Raw genomic sequence first — 20,679 nt, 5'->3', positions numbered from 1 at the left:
AGGTCGGTGCTGCCACTCTGTCAACCCTTGCCGTGCCTCTTTTTCTTTTCCAGCTCTTCTTTTGACGTACATCCGTATTCAGATGCGGTTTCTTCAAGGAAACCTGGCTGATCCATTTCGTCGTGCTGCCAGCGGTCAATATCACGATGTCCATTATATTGCACTCGTCCTAATTTTCTGCTTAATCTCATGTTTGTACATCCTTTTATCACATTTTTATTTAGTATAAACAGATTGATTCATTTTTATTAGGGAAACTGCAAGGAATTCATCCACTACATAACGAATTAACATTCATCGGTTTTACAAGGGAGGGGAAAACACCGTTTTGAATCTGAAAAAACACAATCAAATGATGATGATGCTTACTTGTTTTGTTCTCATCGCCAGTTCTTTGCCTATGACGCATGCCACAGCACAAACAGATCAAGCTGTGGTCGCAACTGATGAAATCAATGTGAGAACGGGCCCTGGTTTAAGCTATGGAATCGCAGCTGTTGTGAAACGCGGCGAAAGTTATCCCATCCTCACTGAACAAGGAGAATGGGTGCAGATCCAATTATCAAACGGACAAAAAGGCTGGGTTGTCTCATGGCTGATCACCACATCATCCAGCGCTCAAAAATCCGCGAAGCCAAAGACGCAAGGTCAAAGCACAGCTGGAGGCAGTACAATTACATCGACAGCTTCCGACCTTCGCATCCGGACAGGCCCTGGGACTTCCTATCAAGTGATTGGTACTTTCCCGCAAGGCGCTTCCGCTAAAAAGCTCGAGACAAGCGGCGAATGGACGAAAATTTCGTATAAACAAGCAGAAGGCTGGGTTCACTCTGATTATGTTTCAGGGGGGCAGAAAACATCTCAATCAAGCTCCGGCGAGTCCTCTCGCTCTAACCAGACAGGCACAGTTGGCGTATCGAGCTTGAATGTGAGGCAATCGGCCGCACCAAATGCACAAGTCGTCGCTTCACTTGCCCGCAACACACAGATCACCATTTTGCGAGAGCAGAATGGCTGGTATGAAATTGAGGGGAAAGGCGTAAAAGGCTGGGTTGCAAGCTATTACATTGTCACAGGCAAAGGAGCAGGCTCTGCACCTGAAAAGAGTTCATCCTCTTCGGCTTCTGAGCAAAAAGCGTACATTGTCTATGACGGCACCAACATTCGAAAAAGCGCTTCTACCTCTGCTGGAATTGCAGAAAGAGCAACCAAAGGAGCTGCCTATCAAATTGTTCGGACGCAAGGTGACTGGTACGAGGTCACACTATCAAATGGCGGGACTGGCTATGTGGCGAGCTGGGTCGTTCAAACGAAGAAAAATAGCAGCGAAGCGCCAAGACCTCAGCAGGATTCATCGTCTGGAACTGGTTCTTTAAAAGGAAAAACGATTGTTCTTGATCCTGGTCATGGCGGAAAAGACAGCGGCACAATTGGCGCAGACGGTGCTTTTGAAAAGAACATCACCATCAAAACCGCCAATTTACTGGCAGGCAAATTAAGGGCTTCTGGTGCAAATGTTTATTTAACAAGAAGTGATGATACCTTTATCAGCCTTCAATCAAGGGTGGCAACATCTCATTACCGAAATGCAGATGCATTTATTAGTCTTCATTATGATAGTTTTATGGACCAAAGTGTTAGAGGAAGTACAGCGTATTATTATCAAACAGCAAAAGATCAGCAATTAGCGTCAAGCGTTCATTCCGAAGTCGCAAAACGCTCTCAAATCCCTGATAAGGGTGTCAAATTCGGAGATTACTTTGTTTTAAGAGAAAACAAACGCCCTTCCCTTTTATATGAACTCGGGTACTTAAGCAATCCTCAGGAGGAAGCGATCATTTATAGCGCCTCTTACCAAGAACGAGTCACAGAAGGAATGACTGAAGGATTAAAACAATATTTCCGTTAAAAAGAAAGAGGCCACTGCGCCTCTTTTTTGTTTATCCGCAAAAGAAAAAGACTCTAAACAAACTCCCGCATGAGTTCATCTACAGTCTAAAGAGAATCTATTCTTTGCTGTCCATCAAGATCGTGACCGGTCCTGAATTGGTCAATGACACGTCCATCATCGCGCCAAAACGGCCAGTTTCTACATGAATGCCTTTATCTCTAAGGGTTTTATTGAAACATTCATAAAGCGAGTTGGCCGCATCCGGCTTGGCGGCTTTCATAAAATTCGGCCGTCTGCCCTTTCTCGTATCACCATATAGGGTAAATTGTGATACAGACAGAACGCTTCCTTTTATGTCCAATAACGAACGATTCATTTTCCCATTTTCATCTTCAAAAATACGTAAATGTGCAAGCTTCTCAGCTAAGTAAAGCACATCTTCTTCTGTATCTTCGTGTGTGACACCAACAAGCACCATATATCCTTCGCTTATGGCACCTGTGATCTCTTCTTCTACCTTCACAGATGCATTTGTCACACGCTGCACTACAAGCCTCATAGACGATATACTTCCTTTCTAATTCATGAATCGGCGAACAGAGTAAATGTCTTTGATTTGTTTAATGCGTTCGACTACTTTGTGCAAATGGTTAATATTTTGGATAAAGATCGCCATATGGATCGTCGCCACTTTGTTACGATCAGACTTCCCAGAAACAGAGGAGATGTTCGTTTTGGTTTCGTTGACTGCTTGAAGCACCTCATTGAGTAAGCCGCGTCGATCATATCCTAATATTTCAATTTCCACATTGTATTCTTTACGGTTTTTAGCAGGCTGCTCATGCTCCCACTCAACCGGAATTAACCGCTCCTGTGCTTCTCCTGTCTTGACGTTCGGACAGTCCTCGCGGTGAACAGATACACCTCGGCCCTTCGTAATAAAACCGACAATGCTATCACCAGGAACAGGATTACAGCACTTAGATAAGCGGACAAGCAGGTTATCAATTCCTTTGACCCTTACGCCAGCTTCCCGTTTTTTCCCGTGATACGTCTTTGGTTCCACCGTTACTTCTTGAACAGTTTTCTCTTGCTCTTCTTGATCTCTTTGTTTTCTTTCTTTTTCCGTTAAACGATTGGCGACCTGTAGTGCAGTAATGCCGTTATATCCAACAGCTGCATACATGTCCTCTTCGTTTGAAAAATTAAATTTGTCAGCCACTTTTTGCAGGTTTTCAGCTGTCAGAATGTCTTTGACGTCAAACTCAAGGTTTTTAATTTCTTTTTCCACAAGCTCTCGGCCTTTTTCGACATTTTCTTCACGGCGCTGTTTTTTGAAAAACTGTCTGATCTTGTGCTTCGCTTGGGAGGTTTGGGCAAGCTTGACCCAATCCTGACTTGGCCCGTAGCTGTGCTTTGATGTCAGAATTTCAATAATGTCACCTGTTTTTAGTTTGTGATCGAGTGTGACCATTTTGCCATTGACCTTGGCACCGATCGTTTTATTCCCAATTTCCGAGTGAATCCGGTAAGAGAAATCAATCGGAACTGAGCCCGACGGCAGTTCAATGACGTCTCCTTTTGGTGTAAACACAAACACCATATCAGAGAAAAGATCAATCTTTAACGACTCCATAAATTCTTCTGCATCTGTGGACTCATTTTGGAACTCAAGAATTTCTCTAAACCAAGAGAGCTTCTTCTGGAAGACCGCTTCTTCCGTTGATTCTGCTGACTCTTTGCCTTCTTTATATGCCCAGTGTGCCGCAATCCCGTATTCTGCAATTTCATGCATTTCCACTGTACGGATCTGAACTTCAAGCGGATCGCCTTTTGGCCCAATCACCGTTGTATGAAGAGACTGGTACATGTTCGGCTTTGGCATCGCAATATAATCCTTAAACCTGCCTGGCATCGGCTTCCAGCACGTATGGATAATCCCGAGCACAGCATAACAATCTTTAATGCTGTCAACCAAAATACGAACGGCAAGCAGATCATAAATTTCATTAAACTGCTTATTTTGCAAGACCATTTTGCGATAAATGCTATAAATATGTTTTGGTCTGCCGGAAAATTCAGCCTTGATGTTCACCTCAGACACGCGGTCTTTCACTTCATTGACGACCTCGTCCAAGTATTCCTCACGTTCCGCTCGTTTGCGCTTCATCAGATTCACAATCCGGTAATATTGCTGCGGATTTAAATAGCGGAGTGCTGTATCTTCAAGCTCCCACTTAATCTTTGAAATCCCTAATCTGTGTGCAAGCGGTGCAAAGATTTCAAGTGTTTCATTTGAAATTCTCCGCTGCTTTTCCTGCGGAAGATGTTTGAGCGTTCTCATATTATGAAGGCGGTCTGCCAGCTTAATCAAGATCACGCGGATATCCTGCGCCATTGCAACAAACATTTTTCGATGGTTTTCGGCCTGCTGTTCTTCTTGTGATTTATATTTAATCTTCCCGAGCTTTGTGACACCATCAACAAGCATTGCAACTTCCTCGTTAAAATGCTCTTTTAAATCCTGTAATGTCACATCTGTATCCTCAACTACATCGTGCAGGAAACCGCCTGCAATGGTTGATGGGTCCATTTCAAGATCAACAAGAATGCCCGCCACTTGAATTGGATGGATAATATAGGGCTCACCAGATTTCCGGTATTGCTCCTTGTGTGCATTTTCAGCATATTCATATGCTCGCTCTATAAATTGAATATGTTCAGCGGACAGGTATTCTCTTGCCTTGTCAATGACCTGCTGCGCCGTTAAAACTTGTTCGTTCGCCATGGAATCACCTTTTTAAATGAAAACTGTATTGTAGTTTATTATCAAGAAAAATTCGATAGATGTAAAGAGAAGAAGTCCGCTAAAAGATTTTTGATAGGAAAAAAGCACCCTTCTTACCGAGTGCTTTTTACGAAAAACTCCATTAGTATTGCATTAACGTCATGATGTCGTAGCCGTCAAGCTTCTTTCTGCCGTCCAGATACGTCAGCTCAATCAAAAATGCAATCCCTGCCACAACGCCGCCTAATTCCTCTACAAGCTTGATGGACGCTTCAATTGTTCCACCAGTTGCCAATAAGTCATCAGTAATCAGGACACGCTGACCAGGACGAATCGCATCTTTATGAATCGTTAATACATCTTTACCATATTCCAAGCCGTAATCGACTTTAATGACTTCACGAGGAAGCTTTCCTTCTTTACGAACCGGTGCAAAACCTACACCAAGTGCGTATGCTACAGGGCAGCCAATAATGAATCCACGCGCTTCAGGTCCAACAATAAGATCAATGTCTCTTTCCTTCGCGTATTCAACGATTTGATCCGTTGCATAACGGTACACTTCGCCTTTATCCATCAACGTTGTAATATCTTTAAATTGTACACCTTCCTTTGGGTAGTCAGGTACAACTGTCACATATTGTTTTAAATCCATCTTTTCCTTTTCCTCCTCGTACGTCAAAGCACAGGTGAGACTTCGCTCATCATGCTATTCAGCCATTCCTTCAGCTCTTTAGCTGAGGAATATGTTAGTGTTTGATCGAGTTCCATCAATCGTTGTTTTGCTGTATAGGACGCTGATGCCGTTAAATCTTTTTTAGGGGCATCAAGTACTATTGACAGCACACCATTCTCTATTTTAACAAAACCGAGTTCAAAAAACACCTTTGTCATAAAAATGATTGTATCTTTTGTCCAGCCTCTATGTTTGGCAAGCTCCATTCCTTGTTCTTTGATAGGAAAACTTCCCCGTTTAAACAAGAACCCATAAAACCATTTGAATTGGTCACGGCTTGGGAAAGAGGACATAAAATGATCTTCTTTTCTTTGAAAAACCGTATATATTCTGGCAGGCTTTTGGTTTTCTAAAAGCTGCTTCAGCAATTGCTCATCTGCGGGAACATCCGCAAAGACCACATATTTTCCGTGTACATTAAACGATGATACATTTTCTGCATGAACATGATGAATAGGGATATCGACGTCCTGTTTTGTTGCTTCATCAAAACAGACAATCAAAGATTTTTCTGAATCAAGCGTCGAAACTTTTTTCTCCCAATCCTTTTTCCCACGCAGATCAAACAGCTGCCATTCATCAACTCGTGCATCTTTTAGCATGAGCTGGGGTTTTTTCCGGTTATTCCACTCATTGACGGACATTTCTCCAATCACGGAAATGCGGCTTCCTGGAACAATTTCTTCTTTTAATTTCCCTTGGTGAAAACCGACACAATCAAGCAGCTTGTCATCGTCTTTCAGAGACATTTTAATATGGTTGTGATTTGCCCCAATCGTTCGGATATCTTCAAGCTTCGCATCTTCAATCATAATGAACGGTTTTGGGTTTGACATACCGAATGGCGACAGCATCCCCGCTTCTTCAATCGCTTCAACCGTCAATTCGTCTACCTTACACACTGCATCGACCCGCTGGATTGGAATAAAATCTTCTTCCGTCAATGTTTCATTTGCATATTGATTTAATCTTTCCCTTAGTAAATCGACATCATCCGCTCGAAGTGTCATCCCTGCTGCCATCGGATGCCCGCCGAAATGCGGAAGGATGTCGCGGCATTTGCTTAGATGGAAAAATAGATCGAAGCCAGGAATACTCCGGGCTGATCCTTTTGCCATTTGCGTCTCTTCATCTATTCCAAGTACAATCGCCGGACGAGAGAAAGTATCCGTCAATTTAGAGGCAACAATTCCGACAACGCCTGGATTCCAGCCAGCTTTCGCTACAACGATCGCAGACTGGTCATCATCTGCCTCTTCCACCAATTGAATCGCTTCTTCTGTGATCGTACTGACAATCTTTTGTCGTTCTTTATTCAGTTCCTGTACAAAACGAGCGAGCTCTTCTGCTTCATCCTTATCCTCAGTCATAAGAAGATGAACGGCTGGATCTGCCTGTTCAATTCGCCCAACAGCATTCAGCCTTGGCGCAATTTGAAAGCCGACCGTTTCCTCATTGGCTTCTTCTAGAGTAGCTCCCGCTTCTTTCAATAACGCTTTCAGCCCCGGTCTATTCGTCTGTCGAAGCTGCACAAGACCTTTTTTGGCGAGCCACCTATTCTCATCATGAAGCGGTACAAGATCTGCGATTGTCCCGATTGCTGCAAGATCTAACAGCTGAACTGGCAGCTTCCCAAGAAGTGCATGCGCCACTTTAAACGCGACACCTACACCAGCAAGTTCTTTAAAGGGATACTCACAGCCCGGCTGCTTAGGATGGACAATGGCAAGTGCCTCAGGCAGCTCCTCACTTGGTTCATGGTGATCTGTAATGATTAGGTCTAACCCTATTTCTTTTGCAATACGTGCTTCATTGACAGCAGCAATGCCTGTATCGACCGTGATGACAAGCGATGCTCCTTGCTCCTTGATATATCGAAATGCCTGTTCATTAGGCCCATAGCCTTCTTTAAATCGATCTGGAATATAAAAGTCTACTATCGCAGACCGCTCTTTTAATGTATGTAAAAGTACAGACGTACTTGTCACACCATCTGCATCATAGTCTCCGAAGATCACAATCGATTCCTGCTCTTCGATCGCTTTGTTGATGCGCTCTACTGCTTCTTTCATTCCTTTTAATAGGAATGGATCATGAAATTCGGCTTTTTGATCAAATAAAAAAGACCTCGCCTCTTCTACTTCTTCAAGTCCTCTTTTTACGAGAAGCGATGCAGTCAGCGCTGAAATATTCAGATTTTCAGAGAGTGATTTCACTTTTTCTTCGCTTGGATGTTCATATTCCCAGCGCATTTTGGATAATAACATAAATTCACCCCTCAACCACACTATTATACTAGAGTGGCCTGAGGGGTTTCAATTTTTATTTTATGAAATTGTGCTGGAAGATTATTTTTCCTTCCGGTCAAATGTTGCTGGCTGTTCTTTTAAAGGTGTGACATGCGTTTTCTTTTGAAGATCTTTGTCTGCCTTTTTCGTCGAAGCAGCAGGTGCAGCGGCTGCACGCTCAGCTTTTAATGCTTTTAGTTCGCGTTTCAGTTTCACAATTTGGAAGATCCCTGCAAAAGCCACAATCAGTCCGCCCATTAAAACAGAACCGATAATGACAAGGATCAGCGGCCATTCAGCCGTTCCAAATAAGTAGTGTACCTCGACAGGCCGTACATTAATCACGGCAAATACTGAGACAATTAATACGAAAATAAATGCGAGTATGATGGTCCATTGTTGTTTGTTCATCTACAAATCCCCCAAGCTTTTTCTTTTATTCTTCCCTTTTCACTGCCTTTTTTAAACACAGAAAGAAAGCAGTGGAAGAAAACCTATCAGCATGGGCATGATCAGCTGCTGAGTTTTTCTTTAATCAGGTTCTTTAATTCTTTTCTTTCTCCAGAAATGACAAGGGTATCCCCTTCTTCGATGATGGTATCTGGTCCTGGATTTAAAATCTTCTCATGTGATTTTCTCACAATGGCGATGACTGTTACTTGATAGTTTTGGCGAACATTGAGGTCACCGATGCTTCTTTGAACAGCTGGTGCATTCTTTTCAATTTTAAACCATTCAATCACCAGTTCATCAATGGCTACCTCTACGGTTTCAAGCGCTTTCGGCTTATAGACCATGCCGCCTAAAATAGCTGCGATTTGTCTTGCTTCTTCATCGTTTAGCAGGATGCCAGAAATCGTTTCTTCGTGGTCGTCCTCCTGAAAATGATACATTTCTCTTCTGCCGTCATCATGCGTAATAATGGCAAGTTTCTCATTATTTCTTGTGATCATTTCGGCTTTATGACCGATACCTGGCAGTTCAGTTTCCCGAACCTTCATAACAGCCCCTCCAATGAATAAAGCCAAATGCCTAAACAGACACTTGCTTTCTATACTGGTCTAAACGTAAGTCATTATAGCAAAAGACCATTTCAAGATCAATGAAACCCAAAATGTTTTTTCAAATCTTCTTATTTTCAGAAAAACCGATAGAAAAAGACTGCCGAAAAGGCAGTCTTTCTAGATTAAATATCTTGATCTGTATCTATCTTAGCTGGTTTTTTCAGCTCACGGCCTTTCCACATCAGCCAAATTTGTGCCGCGATGTAAAGGGATGAATACACCCCTGTTAATAAGCCGACAAGTAAGGCGATGGAGAAGTTTGTAATCGACGCTGATCCGAAGATAAGCAGTGCGACAACAACGACAACTACAGTCAGTACCGTGTTGACAGATCGCGTAAAGGTTTGCTGTAAGCTTAAGTTCACAATGTACGATAGATCTTCAATGGTTTTCGGTTTACGTTTCTTCATTTGCTCACGAACCCTGTCGAAGGTAACGATCGTGTCGTTGATCGAGTACCCAATGACTGTGAGGATCGCGGCAATGAAGGTGACATCTACCTCTAAGCGCGTAATACTAAAGAAGGCGACAATAAAGAATGCGTCGTATAGCAATGAGGCAATCGCCGCAATCGCCATTTTATATTCAAAGCGGATGGATACATATATAATGATCCCAATTGAAGCAATAATAATGGCATATAATGCATTACGGGCAAGCTCTTTTCCGACAGTCGGAGACACTGTACTTACGTTTGGTTCAGTGCCGTATTTATCTTTGAAGTAATCTTTTACTTCAGCAATCTTTTCTTTGTTTGGCACGCCGACAAACCGTGCGGCTGCCTGGTTTTCTTTTTGACCCGATAACACGACACTGTCCGTCTCAAGACCAAGCTTTTTAAAGTCTTGCTCTACTTGTGCAGTTGTCAGCTTGTGATCGCTTTGAACATCAATTCTTGTTCCACTAGCAAAGTCAATACCAGCATTGAGCTTGAAGAGCGAAAGGACGATGATTCCCGCAATAGTAACAGCTATGGAGAAAATCATAAAGCCTTTACGTTTGCTAACAAAATCCCATTTATCAAATGGCGTTTTCGGTTCGGTATTTTCTGTTGTTTCATGAATATTCATGATGTCTTTTTTGCGGACACCAAACCAGCCCTTTTTGCGGTCGAGCGCGCGGCTCTCTACAAGCAGTCCAAGAAGGAATCTTGATAGGAATACAGCCGTGATAAAGCTTGTTAAAATCGAGAGGATGAGCATTGTTGCAAATCCTTTTACAGAGCTTGTCCCGAAGAAGAACAGCACTCCGCCGGCAATAATACTTGTTAAGTTTGCATCAAAGATGGTTGCAAATGATCTGCGGTTCCCTGACCTGAAAGCAGAACGGACAGATTTGCCGAGCTTCAGCTCTTCTTTGATCCGCTCATAAGTAATAATGTTGGCATCGACAGCCATCCCTACCCCTAGAATAAGTGCGGCAATTCCAGGCAGTGTCATGACCGCGCCCATCCAGTCAAACACTTGCAGCGTAATGTAGATATAAGCTGAGAGTGTGATGACAGCTATAAGACCAGGTAATCGGTAATAAAGCAGCATGAATAAGAAGATAAATGCGATTCCTACAATTCCTGCAAACACTGTTTCGTTCAGTGCTTGTTCACCAAACTGTGCACTCACAGATGTGGAATATTTTTCAGTTAATTTCACTGGCAATGCCCCGGCATTTAAAATACTTGCAAGGTCTTTTGCCTCTTGAACAGTAAATTTCCCTTCAATTTGTACGTCACTGCTGTTAATCTCTTGATTCACATTTGGTGCAGATACATACTTGTGGTTTGATTTTGAGACTTCTTTTTTGAAGGAATCTCCTTTGTGGTAATCAAGCCAAATGACAAGCTGATTATTTGGTGCCATCGCTGCTACTTTTCTTGTAACGTCACCAAATTTTTTCGCATCCTTTAGTTTAACTGTGACAATTGGCTCATTCGTTTGACTGAATGTTTGTTTTGCACTGTTTTCGACTAAGTCAGCCCCGTTTAGGAGCTCTTTATCATTCGTATCTCTGAAGGATAGCTGCGCTTCAGTGGAAAGAATTTCCCTTGCTCTGTTTTGATCTTTTACCCCTGCAAGCTGCACACGGATACGATTATTGCCTTCAATCGAGATGTTCGGCTCACTTACACCAAGAACGTTTGCTCTTCGGTTAAGTGCTTCCACTGTACTAACGAGAACACTATTTGTGATCTTGTCCTCTTTTTTCACTGGATGTACATCATACAGGACTTCAAATCCACCCTGTAAATCCAGCCCTAGCGTCATATCTTTCGCAACAGGCTTTGTTAGTAAGCCTACGCCAGTTCCGATTAACAGAACCACTAAGAAAAACGCAAGAATGCGCCCTTTTTTCATTATGTATTTCCTCCTTAAACACCTGAATCCATTAAGATGGCTTATTTCAACAGTTCATCAAGCATATTCTTGCCATCTTCACTGTCCAAAAAAGCAGACGTTTTAAACGACTGAACGGTTGCATAGTTCATAAATTCGCCTATTTTCACAGATAAAATATCTGCAACCATTTCATGAATCGGATACTCTTGTTTTTTCTTCCACTTCTTATTCTCTAAGTATGACCATAATTCCTCTAAATCTACATCTTTATAGCCCAAAACGATGAATTCTTCAAGCTTACTGAACAGAAAAGGCTTTAAATGGTCTTTGTATATAGCTGCTGGGTGTTGTGTCATTGCGTAGCTCCCCCTTTTCAGTTTTTTATCGAGAGACTTGTCATGCTTGGACGATATACACGCATATCTTATTGTATATGATTCTATGTCGTTTGAGAAGGCAGGTGATCTGTGATTTGACGAAGCAAACGTTTTTAAAGGGGACCATTATTTTAATTTTAGCAGGTTTTATTACGAGAATATTGGGTTTTGTCAATCGAATTGTCATTGCGAGGTTCATTGGCGAAGAAGGGGTCGGGCTTTATATGATGGCTGCACCCACCTTTTTTCTCGCCGTGACGCTCACGCAATTCGGACTGCCTGTCGCTATTAGTAAGCTCGTTGCAGAAGCAGAAGCCCGGGGTGACAAACAGAAAACAAAACGTATTCTGGTCATGTCCCTTGCGATAACGGGAACACTCAGCCTGATATTCACGCCGCTTTTTTTATGGTTTGCGCCCATCATGGCAGAAAATATGCTGACTGATCCTAGAACGGTCTATCCACTGATTGCTATAACCCCCGTCGTACCAGTCATCGCCATTTCCAGTGTGTTAAGAGGCTATTTCCAAGGCAGACAGCAGATGAGCCCGCTTGCGATGTCTCAAGTTCTGGAACAGGTCGCAAGAATTTCACTAGTGGCGGTATGTACAACGGCTTTCCTTCCTTACGGGATTGAATTTGCGGCAGCAGGTGCGATGATTTCATCTGTGATTGGAGAGATGATTTCACTTGCTTACTTACTGATTGCCTTTCGCTATAAAAAGACCATTCGTATTCGAAAACGATTTTTTAAGGCGATTCATGACGGGAAGGACACGTTTAAGCAGCTGATGAGCATTGCCCTGCCAACAACAGGCAGCCGTTTTATCGGGAATATTTCGTGGTTTTTAGAGCCGATTGTTGTCGCGCAAAGTCTTGCCATTGCTGGTTATGCGGCTGTAGAGGCGACAAGACAGTACGGGGAGTTGACCGGTCTTGCCCTGACCCTTTTGACACTGCCTAGTTTTATTACGTATTCACTCTCCACTGCACTAGTCCCGGCGATCAGTGAAGGAATGGAACAGAACAAACGTAAAACGGTCGAATACCGGCTGAAGCAGGCGATGCGCCTTTGTTTACTCAGCGGAGGCATTTCATGTATTATTCTTTTCGTTTACGCAGAAGATTTAACGCTCTTTATGTATGGTTCATCGCACGCGGCCATTTATGTGAAATTCATGGCACCATTTTTTCTTCTATATTATTTTCAAGGGCCCCTTCAAGCCGTGCTTCAAGCACTCAATTTAGCTGGTGCGGCGATGACCAACAGCCTGATTGGGGCTATTGTAAAAACAGGGATGATTTTTGTCCTTGCTTCACAGCCTGGCTTTGGCATTATGGGCGCAGCACTTGCGATATTAATCGGCATCATCCTTGTCACACTGCTCCATGCGGCAACTGTAGGAAAGGTGCTGCCTATTCATTTACCATTAAAGGAATATGGGCTCTGCGTCCTTGTGATTATCGGTACGGGGGCTGTCAGCCTTTGGCTGAAGTCTCAAGTAAATGGACTCTTTTCTGCTCCACTTGAACTTGTGACACTCATCTTTGTTACGGGCACGTTGTATGTCATTCTATTAATCTGCCTTGGCCTAGTGAAACGAGAAGAGCTGCGCCGCATCCCGTTCATCGGGAAGCTGTTTTAGCTCATCTCTTTTTAATCACTTCATCTTTCAAATCAATATAAAACGTTTTTTGATTAAAGCTGCAGTAAGAGATTTGATCGATATCATGATAACCTCTTTTAGCAAGCTCATCTTTCAGCCACTGTTCATTTTGATTGATTTGCTTCAGGTGGTCATGCTGCACTACACCGTCCGCAATAAGTGGAAGCTCAAGCGCTGCATGTTTGCGCTTGTTTTCTTTTTCGACAACAGCGAGCTTGCCAGACGGCTCTAAAATGGCATAAGAGACATCCTGAATGCTGTCGATGTTATTTTCTCTTAATTGAATGAGCAGGTCATCAAAATTGTATCGCTGTTTTCTCATCGCACCCTCGTCTATTTTCCCATTGATAATGAGCAAGGCCGGTTTGCCGTCAAGAAAGCGCCGGACACCTTGGAATTTCAATGAGAGGTAGGCAAGTGTGATTTGAATGAAGGTTAACAGCAGGATTGGCCATACCGTATGTAACATGTGATCCTCTACTTCTTCTATGGCGAGAACTGCAATTTCAGCGATCATCATAAAAATGACTAGATCTAAAATACTGAGCTCGCCAATTTCCCTTTTGCCCATTAAGCGAAAAATAAACCAGATAAGAAAATATAAAATGATGGTTCTCATGGAAATGATCAAGATGTCCTGCATGTGATGTAAACCCTCCTTCTCCAACATAGCTTGTGTCAAAACACTTTATTTATGTAGAAAAGAAACGTCTGAAACATGTCTATTTTTTCTTCACTGTGAATACATTTTAGTAAAAGACAAGCTTCGTTCAATTGGAGAGGAGACGAATTTACATGCAGGAAACGAAACAAATTGGAAAAGGTATTTTATCCGGCTTAATTGCCATTTTTGTCGTGATGGTTGTCACAAGTTTACTTGTGTCACTCATGCTTACATTCACAAGTATGCAGGAATCATCATTTAAATGGATGATTATGATTTTGTCCTTTGCTGCCCTTCTATTAGGAGGCATCATTTCTGGCGGGAAAGCAAAGGAGCGTGGCTGGCTAATTGGTGCGATCACGGCGATGATCTTTTCCCTCACTGTATTTTTATTTCAATATTTGGGGTTTGGAAAAACGTTTTCACCAGAGCAATTCATCTATCATGGGGCATTTTTAGGCATTTGTATGCTTGGGGGAATGATTGGCGTCAATCTTCGAGGCAAATAAAAAAAGAGCGAATCATATCGCTCTTTTTTTATGGCTATGTATCGGAGGATTAGCCTTTGTCAGCTAATTCTCTAATAGCACGACGATCGAAAGTTAAACGGTTGTTTTCGCTTGTTTTGATGACCACTTTTGATTCATCAATGTAGTCGATTTCACCGTGTAATCCACCGATTGTGACGATTTTATCGCCTTTTGATAAAGATTGCTGCATCTGACGCACAGCTTTCTGTTGCTTTTGCTGTGGACGGATTAACAAGAAGTAAAGCACAGCAAACATGACAACAATCATAATGATTGAACCCATACCACCATCCATTCTATTTCACCCCTTTCTAAAGCATTGTAAAGCCTTTCGTTTATGCGTTAAAAGTTTTTCGCATTCGGTTTGTTAAAGCCATAACGCTCAAAAAACTCTTCTTTAAAATCACCTAAACGATCCTCACGGATAGCTTCTCTCACTTGCTCCATTAATTTTAACAGAAAATGAAGATTATGATAAGTTGTTAATCGAATTCCGAACGTTTCATTTGTTCGGATGAGATGTCTAATATAGGCGCGTGTGTAGTTTTTACATGTATAGCAGTCACAGTTTTCATCGATTGGTCTAAAGTCACGCTCATATTTTGCATTTTTCACAACAAGACGGCCTTCACTTGTCATCAAGGTACCGTTTCTTGCAATTCGCGTTGGCAGTACGCAATCAAACATATCTACTCCGCGAATGGCGCCATCAATTAAGGAATCTGGCGAGCCGACACCCATTAGGTACCTCGGCTTGTCTGCCGGTAAAAATGGTGTTGTGAACTCTAGTACACGATTCATCACATCTTTTGGTTCCCCTACAGATAAGCCTCCGATGGCGTAGCCTGGGAAATCAAGTGAAACAAGGTCTTTTGCACTTTGTTTTCGAAGCTCTTCGTATTCTCCGCCTTGGACAATCCCAAACAGTCCTTGATCCTCTGGACGCTGGTGCGCTGTTAGACAGCGCTCTGCCCATCTGCTTGTCCGCTCCACAGAACGTTTCATGTAATCGTACTCTGCAGGATACGGCGGGCATTCATCAAATGCCATCATAATATCAGAGCCAAGTGCATTTTGGATGTCCATGGCTTTTTCAGGAGATAGGAACAGCTTGTCTCCGTTTAAATGATTACGGAAGTGAACGCCTTCTTCTTCAATTTTTCTAAATTCACTCAATGAAAAAACTTGGAACCCGCCTGAATCTGTTAGAATGGCTCGATCCCAGTTCATAAATTTGTGCAGACCGCCTGCTTCTTTTACGATATCGTGACCTGGACGGAGCCATAGGTGGTACGTATTGCTTAAGATGATGCCTGCATCCATTGCCTTTAATTCTTCAGGCGCCATTGTTTTGACTGTAGCCAGTGTCCCTACTGGCATAAATACAGGTGTTTCAAAGGAGCCGTGCGGTGTATGAACGCGGCCAAGACGTGCACCTGTTTGTTTGCATGATTTAATGAACTCATAACGTATCGGTAATTGCGACAAAAATGAGCCCTCCTGTCTTTGTTGTATGATGTTATTGAATCAGCATGGCATCGCCAAAGCTGAAGAATCGGTATTCCTCTTTCACAGCCTCATTGTACGCTTTTAGTACGTTCTCTCGTCCAGCTAATGCGCTGACAAGCATAATTAACGAGGATTTTGGCAGATGGAAATTCGTGATCATGCCATCAATTGCCTTGAATGTGTAGCCAGGGTAAATAAAGATCGACGTCCAGCCGCTTGAAGCTTTGAACTCACCATCATGTGCACTTGCAATGGTTTCAAGCGTTCTTGTCGATGTCGTGCCGACTGAAATAATCCGCCCGCCTTCCTTGCGAACGCGATTAAGCTCATCAGCTGTTTCTTCATTCATTTCATAAAACTCTGCGTGCATTTCGTGTTCTTCAATACGTTCTGCACTTACCGGACGAAACGTACCAAGCCCAACGTGCAGCGTAATGAAAGCAATGTGTACACCTTTCGCTTTCAGCGCATCCAACAGCTCGGTTGTAAAGTGGAGACCGGCAGTTGGCGCAGCAGCGGAGCCGACCTCTTTTGAATAAACGGTTTGATAGCGTTCACGATCGTCAAGCTGTTCTTTAATATAAGGAGGTAGCGGCATTTCCCCAAGGGATTCAAGGACTTCATAAAAAATGCCGGTATACTGAAACTCAACTTTTCTTCCGCCATGTTCTAATTCTTCTGTACATACCGCTTGAAGCCGTCCATCACCAAATGTGATCACTGTTCCTTTTTTCACTCGTTTGGCTGGTTTTACAAGTGTTTCCCATTTGTCTCCTTCCTCTTGTTTTAAGAGAAGAAGTTCAACTTTTGCACCTGTATCCTCTTTCATTCCAAACAACCGTGCCGGCAGAACGCGTGTATTATTTAAAACGAGGCAATCACCCGTTTGAAAATAATCGGTAATTTGTGAGAATGTATCGTGTGTCACTTCACCCGTTTGTTTGTTTAAGACCATCAGTCTTGATGCGTCACGTTTTTCAAGCGGTACTTGTGCAATTAATCTTTCTGGTAAATCAAAATCAAATAGTTCTAACTTCATTTCCTTCACCTATTCTGTAGTTAACTAGTTAACGTTATTTCATCCGTCCAAAGATATTCAGTAATATCGTGAGCACGATGCTAATGACAATGCAAGTGATCACAGGAAAAAAGAACGTCACATTTCCTTTTTTCACAAAAATATCACCTGGAAGCTTACCAACCAATTGAAATATTAATCCTGCGGCAAAAAGGACACCACCTAAAATCATCAATATTTTAGGGAATTCAGTCACGAATCGGAACCTCCATTTGAAAGTGTTCATACGCTTCTCTTGTGACGACTCGTCCTCTTGGTGTTCTTTGCAGGAAACCAATTTGCAGTAAATACGGTTCGTACACATCTTCAATCGTATGTGATTCTTCTCCAATTGTCGCTGAGATTGTATCAAGCCCAACAGGACCGCCTCTAAATTTTTCAATCATACTTAAAAGAAGCTTATGATCGATATGGTCGAGGCCCAGTCTGTCGACTTGAAGACGCTCAAGGGCATCTTCCGCAATGTCCTGCGTAATGGCATGATTCCCAAGCACCTGCGCAAAATCTCTTACTCTTCTGAGCAAACGATTGGCTACCCTCGGTGTTCCCCGGGAACGTCTCGCAATCTCTTCGGCTGAGCGAAGATCAATCCCAATCTCAAACAGTTCGGCTGTTCTTGCCACAATGTGAGCCAAATCTCTTTGCTCATAGTATTCCAATCTTGCATGTACCCCAAACCTATCACGAAGCGGCGCTGTTAACAGCCCGACACGGGTCGTTGCACCTACAAGCGTAAATGGCGGTAAATCAAGCCGTACAGAGCGTGCTGTATCTCCTTTTCCAATGACAATATCTAAACAAAAATCCTCCATTGCTGGGTACAGCACTTCTTCAATTGAGCGCTGCAAGCGGTGAATTTCATCAATAAACAATACATCACCTGGCTCAAGAGATGTTAAGATGGCCGCCAAATCACCAGGACGCTCAATCGCTGGTCCTGACGTTGTACGCAGCTGAACATTCATTTCATTGGCAATGATCGACGCAAGCGTTGTTTTCCCAAGTCCAGGAGGTCCATATAAAAGGACGTGATCAAGCGTTTCCTGCCTCATGCGGGCAGCTTCAATAAATACGCTGAGGTTATCCTTTACTTTTTGCTGACCGATATATTGGCTAAGTGTCTGTGGCCGCAGACTTTGCTCAATGGCTGATTCATGGTTGTCTGCTTCAGTTGAGACGAGCCGTTCATCCATGAGACATCACCCTATTTCAACATTTTTTGTAAAGCTTTTTTCACATATTGATCGGTTGTGAGATTCTTTTCTTCTTTTAATAATGGAAGAACCTTTTTGATTTCACGATCACCGTATCCAAGAACACTTAAGGCTTCAATCGCTTCATCTAATGCAGTTTGCTGCGTTTCAACCTGAATGTGATCCTCGTGATTAAATAAGTTGCCAATCATTTCTGGCACTACATCTGCAAGTTTTCCTTTTAGATCCAGAATGATTTGACGTGCTGTTTTTTTGCCCACTCCAGGGAATTTAATCAGGAACGCTTCATCTTCACGTTCTATTGCTGAAATGACAGCGCCAGGATCACCGGAAGCAAGGATGGCGAGTGCACCCTTTGGCCCAATTCCTGTGACATTTAACAGTTTTGTGAACAGCGCTTTTTCTTCTCGTGTTTGAAAACCGTATAACGAGAATGCGTCTTCCTTTATGTAATGATACGTATAAATCGTTTCTTGTTTATTTACTCGATAGATAAACGGGTTTGGGGTATAGACTTGATATCCCACTCCGCCGTTTTCAATGACAACATATTGCGGGCACACATAATCAATGGTCCCTTTTACAAACTCTATCACCGTTTTCACCTCTTTGACTGTTCTTCATTGTAACATAAATCGAAGAGAAAACCGCAATAAAAGTTAACATACGTTCGCTCAGTACATTTTTATGATGAAACCACGAAAAACAGCTTGCGGCCTTCACACCAGCAAGCTGTTACACGCTTTAAAACGATATTTCATTTCGGTAAGGCTTCATGACTTCAAGCACATGCTCAAATTCATCCTTCGTTCGAAAAGGAATACCTTGCTCAAGCTGCTTCTCCACATGACTTTCTAAACGGGACGTATCAATTTGAAAAAAGAGATGAATAGGCTCCGCCCAGCCGTCAGGCCTTCCATGAAACGTAGAAATCACACCGTCCTCTGATAATCCGATATATCCATTTGCTTTACTTAATGGAGAGATATCATCAATTTGCTTTCTAAAAAGGGCAAAATCCTCTTTTTGCTCTACCAGCGTCCAGCCTTTATACTGCGCCCAGAATGTGTCTTTGTCTTCTAATGATGCCCGGTGTCTTTCAATACTCACATCGCCATCAAGATAGACTTTTTCAAGCTGGACGGTGATAGAGTTTGACTGCTTTTGCAAGTGTTCTTTTCCTTCCATATCCGCAGCGAAAAAAAGCACACTTGTCATGATAAGTCCTGTAACGAAACATTTCATCTTCACTTTCACTATTTACACCTCTTTAGAACATGAGATCGATGCATGACATATGTAGTTTGACCCATTTTTCTAAACATTAACCAAATCGATCATTCAAATGTATGGTAAGAGTCTTTCGTTGTATCCTTCATTCGTAAATGTTATGTTTTATACAATCCATTGCTTTATCGAATGACACGGTTTTTTCATCATTCGTTTTTCAGCCGCATAAACTGAAACCAAAGAAGGTGAAGTCAATGTCAGATGTCAAAAGATTAGCCGAATCGATTCAGTATCATGAAGAGAAACGTTTTCATAAGCTTGCCTATAAACCGGCAGAGCTTGAACTGTGCGGCAAAGGAAGAAGTGCCTATGTCTTTTTATACAAAAAAGACGGCAAGAAAATGGCACTAAAAGTCTTTTTCCCTTCTTATCAGCATATTGCCCGCAAAGAGGCTGCCATTTACGAAAAACTTTCCGGTTCGTCTTACTACCCTGAGATTTATGAGTCTGGGGATCAGTATATTTTAATGGAATATATTAAAGGCTACACATTCTATGAATGCCTTACAAAAGGAATTCCTATTAAAAAACAAATGATTGAGCAAGTCGATGATGCGCTGGAGGAAGCGCGTGAGAAAGGATTGAATCCTTCTGACATCCATCTGCGCAATCTGATCTTAACAAAAGAAGGACGGATCAGAGTCATTGATGTTGCCAGATTCACGCAAACGAAAGCATGTCATCAATGGGATGATTTAAAAGCCGCTTATGCCTATTACCAAAAACCTTTTTTCCCTAAAAAAGCACCGCGTCTGTGGCTTGAAGTGATTGCTTATTTGTATAAAAAGAACTGGCTGTCCCGCGGGCAGCTTAATAATCGAAATGATTTTTCTGCATAATGAAAGCCGCTCAAAGAGAGCGGCTTTCTGCGCGTAGACAAACCCTCGCATTCGGTGTCAGTCCTGCGTGCCGGTGCTCACGAATGTCATATTCGCTCCGCTCCGGTACTCGTCCTTCCTAGACTGCAAAGGTTTTCTATCACGCTGAAAAGAAGACAAAGGGCTAAAATCTGAATCCGCTCTCTCCGAGCGGCTTTCTGTTGTTATTCTGTTTCTACATGGATACTATTGACGTTTAATAGGTTAATGATTTCATTATTCAGCTTAAACCAATGATTGGCTTCTTCAATTTTTTTATACACATCATAGGTAGCTGGGCGTTTTAGCTCGAAATCAAGCACTTCCCCATTGTTCATATGAAATGTTACCTTAAATACTTTCATCATAAGATCACCTTCCACTCTTCTTGTT

22 protein-coding genes are annotated in these 20,679 nt (G+C 42.5%); 4 read left to right on the top strand and 18 right to left on the bottom strand.

The features are described 5' to 3' along the window. Window positions 1–20: 20 nt before the first annotated feature. Window positions 21–191, bottom strand: a complete 171-nt coding sequence (locus JVX94_RS01730; protein ID WP_003216250.1) for a YrzK family protein — start codon at window positions 189–191, stop codon at window positions 21–23. A 137-nt stretch (window positions 192–328) separates the two neighbouring features. Here JVX94_RS01730 and JVX94_RS01725 point away from each other — a divergent pair, with 137 nt between their 5' ends. Further along, window positions 329–1,909, top strand: a complete 1,581-nt coding sequence (locus JVX94_RS01725) for an N-acetylmuramoyl-L-alanine amidase family protein (RefSeq protein WP_205184370.1) — start codon at window positions 329–331, stop codon at window positions 1,907–1,909. A gap of 97 nt (window positions 1,910–2,006) precedes the next feature. On the opposite strand, the gene dtd is transcribed toward JVX94_RS01725, so the two are convergent. From dtd to JVX94_RS01685, 8 genes are all read right to left on the bottom strand, one after another. Next, entirely contained in the window at window positions 2,007–2,450 is a 444-nt protein-coding gene (dtd, locus tag JVX94_RS01720; protein WP_095409179.1) for a D-aminoacyl-tRNA deacylase, read from the bottom strand. A gap of 18 nt (window positions 2,451–2,468) precedes the next feature. Further along, a complete protein-coding gene (locus JVX94_RS01715) occupies window positions 2,469–4,679 on the bottom strand; it encodes a RelA/SpoT family protein (protein WP_047203353.1) in 2,211 nt (736 codons plus the stop codon). Between the two features lie 142 nt (window positions 4,680–4,821). Beyond that, window positions 4,822–5,334: an adenine phosphoribosyltransferase gene (locus tag JVX94_RS01710; RefSeq protein ID WP_024423133.1), complete on the bottom strand. Its 513-nt coding sequence runs from the start codon at window positions 5,332–5,334 to the stop codon at window positions 4,822–4,824. A gap of 23 nt (window positions 5,335–5,357) precedes the next feature. Then, a complete protein-coding gene (gene recJ / locus JVX94_RS01705) occupies window positions 5,358–7,682 on the bottom strand; it encodes a single-stranded-DNA-specific exonuclease RecJ (RefSeq protein ID WP_205184367.1) in 2,325 nt (774 codons plus the stop codon). An 81-nt stretch (window positions 7,683–7,763) separates the two neighbouring features. Continuing rightward, window positions 7,764–8,114, bottom strand: coding sequence for a LapA family protein (locus JVX94_RS01700; RefSeq protein ID WP_095409182.1), 351 nt, complete (start codon window positions 8,112–8,114; stop codon window positions 7,764–7,766). Between the two features lie 101 nt (window positions 8,115–8,215). Further along, entirely contained in the window at window positions 8,216–8,704 is a 489-nt protein-coding gene (locus JVX94_RS01695; RefSeq protein WP_041115109.1) for a cation:proton antiporter regulatory subunit, read from the bottom strand. Between the two features lie 185 nt (window positions 8,705–8,889). Next, complete coding sequence (gene secDF, locus JVX94_RS01690; RefSeq protein WP_144471246.1) at window positions 8,890–11,118, bottom strand: protein translocase subunit SecDF; 2,229 nt, start codon at window positions 11,116–11,118, stop codon at window positions 8,890–8,892. Between the two features lie 41 nt (window positions 11,119–11,159). Continuing rightward, on the bottom strand, window positions 11,160–11,456 hold the full coding sequence (locus JVX94_RS01685; RefSeq protein ID WP_003216788.1) for a post-transcriptional regulator: 297 nt from the start codon (window positions 11,454–11,456) through the stop codon (window positions 11,160–11,162). Between the two features lie 116 nt (window positions 11,457–11,572). On the opposite strand from JVX94_RS01685, the gene spoVB reads away from it, so the two are divergent. Then, window positions 11,573–13,123 (top strand): stage V sporulation protein B, encoded by a 1,551-nt coding sequence (gene spoVB, locus JVX94_RS01680; RefSeq protein WP_205184365.1) that lies wholly within the window; start codon window positions 11,573–11,575, stop codon window positions 13,121–13,123. A gap of 1 nt (window position 13,124) precedes the next feature. Here the strand turns inward: spoVB and JVX94_RS01675 are convergent, their stop codons facing one another. Next, window positions 13,125–13,787 carry a DUF421 domain-containing protein gene (locus JVX94_RS01675; RefSeq protein ID WP_048238997.1) on the bottom strand — a complete coding sequence of 221 codons (663 nt, stop codon included), beginning with the start codon at window positions 13,785–13,787 and terminating at the stop codon, window positions 13,125–13,127. Window positions 13,788–13,939: 152 nt separating this feature from the next. Between JVX94_RS01675 and JVX94_RS01670 the strand changes: the two genes are divergently transcribed. After that, complete coding sequence (locus JVX94_RS01670; RefSeq protein ID WP_048238998.1) at window positions 13,940–14,317, top strand: TIGR04086 family membrane protein; 378 nt, start codon at window positions 13,940–13,942, stop codon at window positions 14,315–14,317. A 49-nt stretch (window positions 14,318–14,366) separates the two neighbouring features. Here JVX94_RS01670 and yajC read toward each other — a convergent pair whose 3' ends face one another. The 7 genes from yajC to JVX94_RS01635 all read right to left on the bottom strand — a co-directional run bounded on the left by yajC (window position 14,367) and on the right by JVX94_RS01635 (window position 19,384). After that, the gene (yajC, locus tag JVX94_RS01665) at window positions 14,367–14,633 is read right to left on the bottom strand and encodes a preprotein translocase subunit YajC (RefSeq protein ID WP_003216659.1); all 267 of its coding nucleotides are present in this window, start codon (window positions 14,631–14,633) and stop codon (window positions 14,367–14,369) included. Between the two features lie 47 nt (window positions 14,634–14,680). Beyond that, a complete protein-coding gene (gene tgt / locus JVX94_RS01660) occupies window positions 14,681–15,826 on the bottom strand; it encodes a tRNA guanosine(34) transglycosylase Tgt (protein ID WP_024423141.1) in 1,146 nt (381 codons plus the stop codon). A 31-nt stretch (window positions 15,827–15,857) separates the two neighbouring features. Beyond that, a complete protein-coding gene (gene queA / locus JVX94_RS01655) occupies window positions 15,858–16,886 on the bottom strand; it encodes a tRNA preQ1(34) S-adenosylmethionine ribosyltransferase-isomerase QueA (RefSeq protein ID WP_205184362.1) in 1,029 nt (342 codons plus the stop codon). Window positions 16,887–16,920: 34 nt separating this feature from the next. After that, window positions 16,921–17,121: a DUF2905 domain-containing protein gene (locus tag JVX94_RS01650; RefSeq protein ID WP_142945542.1), complete on the bottom strand. Its 201-nt coding sequence runs from the start codon at window positions 17,119–17,121 to the stop codon at window positions 16,921–16,923. Further along, entirely contained in the window at window positions 17,114–18,118 is a 1,005-nt protein-coding gene (gene ruvB / locus JVX94_RS01645) for a Holliday junction branch migration DNA helicase RuvB (protein WP_095409187.1), read from the bottom strand. Before ruvB ends, JVX94_RS01650 begins: the two co-directional genes overlap by 8 nt. Window positions 18,119–18,129: 11 nt before the next feature. Then, window positions 18,130–18,735: a Holliday junction branch migration protein RuvA gene (gene ruvA / locus JVX94_RS01640; protein WP_111292124.1), complete on the bottom strand. Its 606-nt coding sequence runs from the start codon at window positions 18,733–18,735 to the stop codon at window positions 18,130–18,132. A 148-nt stretch (window positions 18,736–18,883) separates the two neighbouring features. Further along, entirely contained in the window at window positions 18,884–19,384 is a 501-nt protein-coding gene (locus tag JVX94_RS01635; protein ID WP_073979823.1) for an intercompartmental signaling factor BofC, read from the bottom strand. Window positions 19,385–19,623: 239 nt separating this feature from the next. Here JVX94_RS01635 and JVX94_RS01630 point away from each other — a divergent pair, with 239 nt between their 5' ends. Next, window positions 19,624–20,268: a serine/threonine protein kinase gene (locus tag JVX94_RS01630; RefSeq protein ID WP_034279877.1), complete on the top strand. Its 645-nt coding sequence runs from the start codon at window positions 19,624–19,626 to the stop codon at window positions 20,266–20,268. A 203-nt stretch (window positions 20,269–20,471) separates the two neighbouring features. Here JVX94_RS01630 and JVX94_RS01625 read toward each other — a convergent pair whose 3' ends face one another. After that, on the bottom strand, window positions 20,472–20,654 hold the full coding sequence (locus tag JVX94_RS01625; protein WP_008342761.1) for a hypothetical protein: 183 nt from the start codon (window positions 20,652–20,654) through the stop codon (window positions 20,472–20,474). Window positions 20,655–20,679: the final 25 nt, after the last annotated feature.

The sequence above is a fragment of the Bacillus sp. PDNC022 genome (assembly GCF_016919285.1).
GTDB lineage: Bacteria > Bacillota > Bacilli > Bacillales > Bacillaceae > Bacillus > Bacillus safensis.
Note: the sequence above shows the minus strand (reverse complement) of the source record. Positions and strands in the feature narration are given on the sequence as shown.